Here is a 10,613-nt window from a genome sequence, read left to right as displayed (position 1 = left end):
TACTTCCGGGCCTGGGGGTTGGCGGGTGATACCGGACCCGTCGGCTAGGAGGGTGGACACGTCGGTGGCGGTGATGGTGATGGTTGTGATGGTGCCGGTTGTGGTGGGGGTGTTGGTGGTGGGGGTGTCGGCGAGGCATTCCGAGATGGATCTGTTGTGGCTTCCGACGGCCATTGCGTCGACCGCTAGCGACTGGAAGCATTGCCGGTAGCGTTCCTGTGCCTTGCGCACCGCAGCCTCGTCGTACACGACCCCGCTACTGCCGGCTGTGTTCGCTGCGGCCGGCCCACCCGGGGCGAACGAGAGAACCTGGCGAGACGTGCTGCCAGTCACCACCACAGAACTACCGCGCGATTCAGCGCGGTAATCACTGGATGGTGGTGTAGCGGCGGCAGCGCTTGCCGCTGTCGCAGAACTTAGTGTGAGGGCGATTGCCGTAATGGTGCGGAACGTGGGAGTGTGGAATCGCAATTCAATCATCTGCATCCTCGATGTCAACGATTTCTACGCTCCATGTTGAACCTGTCCAATACATCTGGATCAGAAGGATTTCGTCTGCTGCGTTGGTCTGCGCGGACTCTATTCCGTCGCCTGAATGCGACGCATGCCCAGTAAAGCTAGTTTGAATCCGAACGACGTTACGGTTGGGGTCCGCGTCGTCATCCCACCACTCCAGGGGTGTGATCTCCTGCCCCCACGGGTCGGTCCAGCCGCCTGCGTCGTGTAGCTCGGTGACGTTGTTGATTACGCTGTTGCAGAATTCGCAGTTGTCGTCGCTCATGTTTTGCCAGGCGTCCAGGTCGCCGGTGGCATAGACGTAGGGGTAGAGGTTGAGGAAGTATGTGGCTGCGGTGGCTGCGCCTTCGGGGGTGAACTCCGGGGTGTAGGGGGCGGGTGGTTCCATGGCCAGGGCGGTGGCCCGGGAGGCGGCGTCCTCGGGCGAGAGTGTGGGCGTGGCGCTAGCGCTGGCGGTGGCGGGTGGGGTCCAGGTGGGGGTGTAGGTGGTGCGGTTAGTGGCGTTTGCGCAGCCTGCACCCAGTAGGGCGAGGCAGGTGGCCAATGCGGCGGCTCGGCGCACGTGAGCTGCTCGGTGCGCTGGTGCCGGGGTGTGTGAGTGTGCGGCGGCACGGGCCTGGGGGTGACTTGGGTTGGGCTGAGCCTGGTGACGTCGCGGAGTGCTGGGGTGTGTGGGCATGTTGGGGGTGGCCTCCTCGTTGAGGGCCCGGGTGGGGTGTCGGCGGCGTGCCGACGCTGCGCAACCGTACCGTGACCCTCACCGTTGTCGCCACCCGGTCCGTGGCTCCTGTGGATAACCCCAGGGCCGGGGCGGTCGGCGGAGCCCGCGGGTCGGGCTGGCTGTGCCGACCGGCCCTAGTGACGTTTTACGACCTTGGGGTACATTCCACGACCACCCCGGGGTCGTAAAACGCACCCCAAGGTCGAAAAACGCCGACTGGAGCCCCCGGGACATGCCTCCCGCCAGTCGGCGCGGGCGGCGCGCCCGACCGCCGCCCGCCTGCCCGTACACAAAGGCCGGCGCCCGTCTCCATGGACGAGCGCCGACACAGAGGCTTGAATCAGGCGCCGAAGCCGACGCGGCGCCGCGCTTACACTTACTTAAGGCTTGAGTCAGATCCCGAAGCCGACGCGGCGGGGAGAGGCCTCGCCGATCTCGATGTAGGCGAGCGAACCCGCCGGGACGAACACCTTGCGACCCTTGTCATCGGTCAGGGTGACTGCGGAGGTGGCGGCGTCAGCCACGGCCGCGAGGACCTCCTCTTGGGAGGCAGAGGTCTCCAGCTGGAGTTCGCGAGTCGAGTGCTTGATTCCGATGGTGACCTGCATGGGTACTCCTTGTGTCCAGGACTCGGGTCGCAAAACCTGTAAAGGCAACGGCCCGCGATGGGGTGTCTGGCCCGATCCTATGGGCCTTGCTGTCGCAAAGGCTTGCCCGGCCCACCACAATCCGGGCCGTTTCGCGCCGCGCGGACAGCAAGCCACCGTCGCGCGTCTAAGTCCGCGACCGGGACGGGGCTAAGGGGCCACCACGACACGTCCAAGACCGTCGCGCGAAGACCGATACTCAGACGACGTTAAGGGCGTTCCATTCATGTCGGACCCCCGTGGTGAGATGGGCACATGACCAGCCCCACCGGCGTCCCCCGCCTCCTACCCCCGCTCGCGCTGCCCCCGCTGCCCGAGCCGGACGCCTCCGCCGCCCGGGTGCTCGCCCGTGCCACAGACGGCGCGAACCTCGTCGTCCTGGGCGCCCCGGGCACCGGCAAGACCACCACCGCCCTGCGCCTGCTGGTCGAGGCAGTGACCGACCGCCACAAGGAGGCCCTCCTGCTAGCCCCCACGCGCGCCCGCGCCGACCGCCTGCGTGAGCGCGCCTCCCACCTGCTCAGCCTCGCCGGCGCCTCCTCCGGCACGGTCCGGGTACGCACACCCGTCGGCCTGGCCCTGACGATCCTGACGACCTCGTTCACCCAGCGTCCCGACCCGCTGCCCGCCCCGGTCCTGCTTGCCGGGGCGGAGGAGGACGCCGCGCTGGCCGGGCTGGTGCCGGGCGCCGACTGGGGGGACCTGCCCGCCGAGGCCGTCGAGTCGCGTGCCTTCCGCACCGAGCTGCGCAACCTGCTGGCCCGTGCCGGTGAACTCGGCGTCACCGCCGAGCAACTCGCCGACCTCGGTGCCGAGCTCAACGTCCCCATCTGGCGGCACGCCGCCCCACTGCTGCGCACCTGGGACGCGCAGGGCCGCCCCAGCGCCGCCAACCGCTCCACCGTCCGCAAGATGGACTCGGCCCGCTTGCAGGACCGCGCCCGCGAGGTCCTGGACACCTGGGACGCCGACGGCGTGCGCGTCCCGCGCCCGGTCCCGGACGTCGTCATCGTCGACGACTACCAGGACTGCACCGCCGCCACTGCCCGCCTCCTGGTAGCGCTCTCCGAGCCCGACGCCGATGGCCACCGCACCCAGATCGTCGCCCTGGGGGATCCAGACGCCGCCGTCGAGGTCTTCCGCGGCGGCAACCCCAGCCTGCTCAATGCCGCCGAGGACCGCTCCGGGCTCGCCGCCGAGCGCCTCATGCTGCGTACGGTCCACCGCGGTACACCCGAGCTGGCCCGGGTCTGGGCCGCGCAGGCCGACCGCATCCCCATCACCGGCACCGCCACTCACCGACACCCCGAGTACGCGAACGGTACGGCTGCCGCCGACGCATTCGCCGACCGCTCCGCCGCTGCTCCCGCTGCCCCACAGGCGAACCGTGGGGGAGACGAAGATGACGAAGCGGGATGCGGAGGCGCACCGGATGAGGGGAGTGCGGTCGGCACCGAGCGTCAGCCGTCTCCTCCCAGTGGCGTTGAGACCCTCATCGCCTCCGGCCCGCTCCAGCAGACCGCCCAGATCGCCCGCATCCTGCGCAGCGAGCACGTCCACCACAACACCGCGTGGGACCAGATGGCCGTGATCGTCCGCTCCGCGGGCACCGCCCGCGCGGTCAGCCGCGAACTACGTCATCACGGCGTACCTCTGGCCTCCACCACCCCGGCCGTGCTGCTGCGCGCCGAGCCGGCCGCGGCCGCCATCATCAACGCCTGTCGTGCCGCACTGGCCGGAACCCTCGGAGACGCCGACACCCCGCCCGAGTGGGCCACTGCTTTCGACCTGCTCACCAGCCCCCTGATCGGGCTGACCAACCTGGACCTGCGCCGGCTGCGTCGTCGCTTGCGCGCCGACCGCCCCGCCGATGCCGGCCGGGATGAGAACCTGCTCGGCGTCCTGGCCACCCCCGCGGCCGCCACCGCCCTGGTCCGCGAGCTTGCCGACGAGCCCCTCGCCGAGCAGGCCATGCGGCTGGAACGTGCGGCGCGCGTCGTCGCGGCCCTGCGGGACGTGGTCGAGGCCGCCCGGGTAGAGCAACGCCTGATCGACGCCGAGGCGCTCATGTGGGCGGCCTGGCGGGCCTCGGACTGTGCGGAGGCGTGGCGCGCCATGGCGCTGGCGCCGCATGCCACGCGCGCCGCCGCGCTCACGGCCGAGGCGGCCGAACATGACCTGGACGTGGTTACCGTGCTGTTCAAACGCGCCGAGGTGTGGGCCGAGCGCCACCCCGGTGCTGCGGCAGGCGACTTCTTGAACGAGCTCGCGGCGGAGGTACTGCCCTCGGACACGGTGGCCCCGCAGGGCATCCGCCCGCCCGGCGTCGCCGTCCTGACCCCCGCCGCCGCGGCCGGAGCCCAGTGGGAGGTGGTCGTCGTCGCCGGGGTGGAGCGGGACGCGTGGCCCGACCTGCGGCTGCGCGACGGATTGACCCGCTCCGGCCTGCTGGTCGACGCCGTCACCGGCCGCCTGCCGGAGGCTGATGGTAGACGGTCGGCCGACCAGGACCCGACCGAGGCCCGCAGCCAGGTCCGCGGTGACGAGCGGCGCATGTTCCTGTCCGCCATCTCCCGCGCCGGCCGCCGCCTGATCGTCACCGCGACGCTGGACGGAGACTGCGCACCCTCCTCCTTCCTGCTCGAGGTCGCCGAGGCGACCGGGCAGACGCTCTTCAACGACGACGGCGAGCTCGAGCCCCGGCCGGATGTTGCCGACCTGACCCTGCCGGGCCTCGTGGGGGAACTGCGCGCCGCAGCTGTAGCCGGCCGCCTGGAGCGGGCCGACGCCGGTGCTCGCGCCCGCGGCCGGCAGGCCGAACAGCTGCTGGCGGCGCTCGCCCGCGACGGCGTCAGCGCCGCCGACCCCGCCAACTGGGCCGGCCTGGGGCAGCCGACCTCCACCGCCCCCCTGGTCGGCGCGGGCCAAGAGGTCCGCATCAGCCCCTCCGACGTGGACGCGATCAGCCAATGCCCGCTGAAATGGTTCCTCCAGCGCAACGGCGGCGGTACCGGCACCAGCGATGCCCAGAGGATCGGCATGCTCGTGCACGACCTGGCTGAGCGCGCAGAACGGGAGGGACTGCGCGGCGAGGCGCTGCGCCAGGCCTTGGAGGACGCGCTGCCGGAGTTGGGCTACCCGGACACCTGGCTCGGTAACCTCGCGCGGCAGCGCGTGCGTGACATGATCGACCGGCTCAACGCCTACCTCGGCTCGGCCCCCGCCCCCGCTCTGGTGGAGCAGACGGTGGACGTCCACCTGGATCTGCCCGTTCCCGAGGACGGCGATGAGGAAAACATCGCTGCTGGGGGTGGCGAGCCCGTGGCGCGCGCCGACGGCGGGCGCGCGGCCGGTGCCGGGTTCCCGGCCGACGGCGGTGAGCCCACGGGCGGTGGGCCCGCGACCGCAGGCGAGCGGATACCGGTGCGCATACGTGGACGCATCGACCGCCTGGAGTTCCTCGACGGCACCCCGCCCGACTCATCCGCGGACGGTGTGCTCCCCGCCGGGCAGGGGCAGCGCGTGCGCGTCATCGACTTCAAGACCGGCAGAACCGCGCCTACACAGAAGAGTTCGGCCCGCAACGCGCAGCTAGCCACCTACCGCATGGCGCTGGCCGCTCTTGGTTACCGGGTAGACGGTTCGGCTTTGGCATTCCTGGCGGAAGAACCCCGGAAGACGACGGCCACTCCGTATCTGGTGCCCAGTGGCGTTGTGCTTGACCCCAGCCCTGACCCTGACACCGGGCAGGAGTGGGACTTGGAGCTGCTCGCGCGTGCCGCACTGGATATCTCGGGCCCGACTCTGCCCGCGCGTAGCGGGGATGCCTGCGAACTGTGCGCCTTCAGGACCTCCTGCCCCGTCAACCCCGAAGGAAGGAAGACCGTGGCATGAGCGCCGCCGACCTCACCCCGGAAGCCCTCGCCGAGCGGCTCGGACTGCCCCGCCCCACCGCGGAGCAGTCCGAGGTAATCGGCTACGATCTGCGGCCCCTGCTGGTGGTCGCCGGCGCCGGCAGCGGCAAGACCGCCACCATGAGCCAGCGCGTCGTCCACCTGGTCGCCACCGGTGTCGTCCGCACCGACCAGGTGCTAGGACTGACCTTCACCCGCAAGGCCACCGCCGAGTTGGCCGAGCGCGTCTCCGTCCGTCTTGCCCAGCTGGCCGAGAGCGGCGTCATCACCGGCGTCGACGACTCGCCCGAGCCGACGGTGGCCACCTACGACTCCTTCGCCGGCTCGCTCGTGCGCGAATACGGCCTGTACGTCGGCACCGACCCGGACGCCACCCTGATCACCGAGGCGCGCAAGTGGCAGATCGTCACCGACATTCTCGAGCGGCGCACCGACCCGCTGCCCATCGACAAGCTCTCCACGGCTGTCAAGACCGTGCTTGACGCGGACAACGCCCTGTCCACGAATCTGCTCAGCATTGAGGACGCCCGCGAGCAGCTGACAGATCTGCACGAGTTGTTTTCCGGCCTAATTGGCACGAAAGGGCTGAAGACGGCATTCAAAGGCACGACCGACGCCACGGAGGCCTGGCTGGGCGCGCTCGACGCCGTAAAGGACTTCCGCGACTACAAGCGCCGGCACGGGCTGGTCGACTTCGGCGACCGGCTAGCGCTGGCCTGCCGCATCGCCAAAGAGGTGCCCGACGCCGTGGCGGCCATGCGCGCGCAGTACCCGGCGGTGCTGCTGGACGAGTTCCAGGACACCTCCGTCGCCCAGGTGCAGCTGCTGGCCGCCCTGTTCGCGGGCCAGGGCGTCACCGCCGTCGGCGACCCGAACCAGGCCATCTACGGCTGGCGCGGTGCCAGCGCCGGCGCGCTGGACACCTTCCACGACCGCTTCAACCCCTCCGGCGTGCAGGCCGTCGCCGGCGGCGGCAACCCCGAAGTCGAGACGCCGGTGCTGCAGCTGTCCACCGCCTGGCGCAACGACTCCGCGGTCCTCGCCGCCGCCAACGTCGTCTCCAAGCCGCTGCGCAACCCCGATTATCAGCCCGGTGATGCCCTGGTCAGACACGTCCCGGTCCGCGAATTGCAGGAGCGTTCGGCCGCCGGTGGCCTGGGCGCCGGGCAGGTGCTCGCCGCTTTTCTCACGGACCCACCGCAGGAGGCCGACGCCGTCGCCGACTTCATGCAGGAGCGCTGGCGCCCCGACGCCGAGTTGGCCGTCCTGTGCCGCGCCCGCAGCCAGATGGTGCCGGTGGCCGAGGCGCTTGAAGCCCGTGGAGTGCCCTACGAGGTGGCGGTGTCGGGCGGCATGCTCTCCATCCCCGAAGTGGCGGACATGCGGGCCCTGCTGGCCGTGGCCGCCGATCCCGAACGCGGCGACCGACTCATGCGCCTGCTTACGGGAGCCGACATCGGCGCCGCCGACCTGCGGGCCCTGCAGGGCTTCGCTCGCGAACTCGCGCGCCAGCGCGGCCGGGCCGACGGCGCCGGTGCGGACGCGCGGTCAGGCGGCGGCGTGGCACGAGCCGGGGACACACGCGCCGAGGGAGCTGAATCTGCAAGCGGTGGAGGCGGCTCAACGGAGCTAGAGGAGGCCGCCCTGTCCGAGGCGCTCGAGGAACTCGCCCGCCGCGACGACGCCGCCCGCGCCCCCGGTGCCCGGCGTGCCGGGAGACCGGGCAGGCCGACGGTGAGCCCGGCGGTCGCGGGCCTCAGCGAGGCGGGACGCCAGGCGGCCGTGCGGATCGCCCGGGCGCTGCGTCGCGTACGGGGCGCGCTCGCGCTGTCACTGCCGGACCTGGTGTCCGTGGCCGAGCAGGCCCTGGGGCTGGACGTTGAACTGGCGGCCCGCGTCGGCAACCGCATGGGGCGGCGCGGCCTGGACGCCTTCCGGGCCGCCGCCGAGCAATACGCCGCCGACGTCGAAGTTCCCACCGTCTCCGGGTTCCTGGAGCTGCTCGATTACGCGGAGTCGGAGGAGCGGGGACTGGAAGCGCCCGAGGTCGAGCCCGAACCCGGCGCCGTGCAGATCATGACCGTCCACGGCGCCAAGGGACTGGAATGGGACCATGTGGCCGTTATCGGACTGACCGAGACCTCGTTCCCCTCATACCGGGCCAAGCATGTTCCCGCGGACAAGAGAGTGCGTGCGAATGGGTGGATGACCTCCAAGCGGGAGTTCCCCTACCCGCTGCGCTCCGACGCCGACCAGCTACCGCCCTTCGAACTTGGTGACATTGGTGTTCCCCTGGGGGAGGGCGTGAAGCTCAGCAACGATGAGAAGAGCGAGATCAAGGAACTCAGGGAGCAGTACCGGCTCGCGCTCGGGCGTCACCTGGTTGCCGAGGAGCGTCGTATCACCTACGTGGCCGTCACGCGGGCCCGGCATGACGTGCTGCTGACCGGTTCGCACCTGGTCAAGACCGGCGACACGCTCAAACCTGCCTCCCGGTTCCTGACCGAGCTGCAGCAGGCGGGGCTGCTTGCCGAGTTCGGCCCCGGCTTCATCGACGCGCCTAAGGACGCCGTCAACCCCGTCGGGGTCGCGCAGGCGTCCTGGCCGGTTACGCACCCGGCCGCCCCTGGTTCGGAGCGGGCCGCGCGCATCGCCGTCGCCGAGGCCGTCGGCCGCGCCATGGCGGCCCCCACCACAGCCTCCGCGGGCGAGGCCCTCCGCGGCGGGCATCCCACGGGGGAGGGTGCCGCCGACGGGCGCGTGGCCCGCTGGTGGGAGGACGCCCGGCTACTGCTGGCCGAGCGCGACGCCGCCGCGGCCGAAGCCCCCACGGTCCGCCAGCCCGCCCACCTGGCCGCCACCCGGCTGGCCGACCTGCGCGACGATCGAGACGGCTTCGCACTCGACCTGCGCCGTCCCCTGCCGTCCCAGCCTCAACCCGCCGGGCGCCTGGGCACCGTCTTCCACGACGCCATCGCCCAGCGCCTGAACAGCCGCGGCACTTTGTTCAGCCTGCAAGACGCCGGCGTCCCGGACACGCTCGCCGACTCCGACCGCAAGCGTGTGGAGCGCTGGCTCAAGGTCGCCGCCGAGCATCCGCTGCTAGACGGCTACGAGCTGGTGACCACTGAGGATTCCCTTGAACTCACCCTCGGCGACACCACCCTGCGCTGCCGCATCGACGCCATCTTCCAGCGCCCCGGCAGCAACCATTTCCTGGTGGTCGACTGGAAGACCGGCCACCAACGCGTGCCGGTGGACCAGCTCAGCGTGTACGTGCACGCCTGGGCCGCGAAGAAGCAGATCCCCACCGACCAGATCCGCGCCGCCTACGTCTACGTCGCGGACGGCGGAGAAGTCGACGAACTGGGCGAGGAGGCCTTCCTCTCGCTGGAGGAGATTCGGCGCAGCGTGGACCGGCAGGCTCAATGAGCGTCTGAGCCGTCCCCATCGGCTTCTGCATCGGTACCGTCGTCGACGCCCTCGTAGTCGGCGTCTTCGTCGGCGTCCTCCTCGACCAGCACCATCTTGACCTCGCTGGTGGTGGCCTCCGGCTCGGCCGGCTCCTTGACCCCGGGCACGGGCGCCAGGCGCGGGCCGGTCTGCTCCACCAGCGGCTCATCCCCGACCTGGTCGGCCAGGTCCGTCAGCATTGCCACGGCGTCGTCAATGATCGAGTCGCTGCCGGTGCGCACCCCGTGCCTGAGCCACTCGGCCAGGCTCAGTTCACTGACCAGCTCCGCCCGGTCGCGCAGGTGCCGGTCGACGCCCTCGGTGCGCGCCAAGTCGTAGGCGGACTCGATCGAGTCCAGGCAGTCCACGGGCACGGAGGCGTACACCCACGCCATGTCCTCGGCCGGGTCGCCCACATGCGCCTGGCCCAGCCCGCGCACGGCCACCACCGCGCCGCCCGCCGTCAGTACGTTCTCCGGCGCCAGGTCCCCATGCACCACCACCGGCCGGAAGCGCCACAGGGCCGTGTCCTCCAGCGCCACCTCCCATCGGGCCAGCAGCGACGGCGGCACCTTGCCGGTCCCGGCGGCGTCGTCGAGCAGGTTCAACCAACGGGTGCGCACGTCGTCGGCGTCGTAGACGGGCAGGCCCGCCTCGGATACCACCGTGGTGGGCAGGTCGTGCAACTCGCCCAGCGCCTTGCCCAGCCCCGCGGACAGCCCCGGCCCCGGGCGCAGCGAATCGATGTCAATGGGCCGCCCCTCCAGGTGGGAGCGCACCTGAATGTAACTGCCTTCCAGCCGCAGCGTGCCGGCGGGGCGGGGCACGTCGAAGGACAGTCGGCCGTCGTCGACGATCCTCCCGATGCGTCGCAGTACCTCGGCCTCCGCCTCCAGGGTCGCGCCGGTTGCGTCCGCGCGGGTCTCCAGCACCTCCCAGTGGCGGCCCTGGGTGTCGACGACGCCGACCACCCGCAGGTCGGCGGAGCGCTCCTGAGGCAGGGCCAGGCGCGCGGGGTCCAGTCCGGGCACGGCTACCGCGGCCAGGGCCGCCAGGGCCAGCGGCGAGCGCTCGCGGGCGGACTCCGCGTCGGGGGCGGACCCACCCGACGTGGCGGTGCGAGGCGACTCGGAGGCGGAAGCGGGGGTGGACGGTCCGGCGGGCGGCTGTGACATGACTCCACCGTAAGCGAGGAACCCGCCGGACGGGGTGGCGCCGCGCCCCGGCGGTCACCCGCCATTCAGACGACTGCCAGGCGGCCGTCACCGTTGATGCCCCCGCGTCGGCGGCCGGAGTTTTCCACAGGCCGCTGAGACGGAGTGGCGTCGATGCGCAGTTGTGACCTATGGTCGCGGCGTGGCA

The 10,613-nt window shown here is 71.4% G+C and carries 5 protein-coding genes and 1 pseudogene; 2 read left to right on the top strand and 4 right to left on the bottom strand.

Going from position 1 to position 10,613, the window contains the following annotated elements; genetic code table 11:
- From DRB06_RS16505 to DRB06_RS03315, 3 genes and pseudogenes are all read right to left on the bottom strand, one after another.
- Nucleotides 1-249 (bottom strand): annotated as a pseudogene (locus DRB06_RS16505) (hypothetical protein); the annotation flags it as partial.
- A gap of 223 nt (nt 250-472) precedes the next feature.
- Nucleotides 473-1,078 carry a DUF6318 family protein gene (locus tag DRB06_RS03320; protein ID WP_111819136.1) on the bottom strand — a complete coding sequence of 202 codons (606 nt, stop codon included), beginning with the start codon at nt 1,076-1,078 and terminating at the stop codon, nt 473-475.
- A gap of 551 nt (nt 1,079-1,629) precedes the next feature.
- Nucleotides 1,630-1,845, bottom strand: a complete 216-nt coding sequence (locus DRB06_RS03315; RefSeq protein ID WP_108966353.1) for a DUF3107 domain-containing protein — start codon at nt 1,843-1,845, stop codon at nt 1,630-1,632.
- A gap of 294 nt (nt 1,846-2,139) precedes the next feature.
- On the opposite strand from DRB06_RS03315, the gene DRB06_RS03310 reads away from it, so the two are divergent.
- Together DRB06_RS03310 and DRB06_RS03305 are read left to right on the top strand one after the other, a co-directional pair.
- Nucleotides 2,140-5,778, top strand: coding sequence for a UrvD/REP family ATP-dependent DNA helicase (locus DRB06_RS03310; RefSeq protein ID WP_111819135.1), 3,639 nt, complete (start codon nt 2,140-2,142; stop codon nt 5,776-5,778).
- On the top strand, nt 5,775-9,230 hold the full coding sequence (locus DRB06_RS03305) for an ATP-dependent DNA helicase (RefSeq protein WP_111819134.1): 3,456 nt from the start codon (nt 5,775-5,777) through the stop codon (nt 9,228-9,230). The genes DRB06_RS03310 and DRB06_RS03305 overlap by 4 nt, the downstream gene beginning before the upstream one ends.
- Here DRB06_RS03305 and DRB06_RS03300 read toward each other — a convergent pair.
- Nucleotides 9,224-10,426 carry a phosphotransferase gene (locus DRB06_RS03300; RefSeq protein WP_111819133.1) on the bottom strand — a complete coding sequence of 401 codons (1,203 nt, stop codon included), beginning with the start codon at nt 10,424-10,426 and terminating at the stop codon, nt 9,224-9,226. The genes DRB06_RS03305 and DRB06_RS03300 overlap by 7 nt on opposite strands.
- Nucleotides 10,427-10,613 lie beyond the last annotated feature (187 nt).

The organism is Actinomyces sp. Z5, assembly GCF_003287795.1.
Lineage (GTDB): Bacteria > Actinomycetota > Actinomycetes > Actinomycetales > Actinomycetaceae > Actinomyces > Actinomyces glycerinitolerans.
The sequence above is the reverse complement of the archived record's forward strand: the minus strand, read 5'-3'. Positions and strand labels throughout refer to the sequence as shown.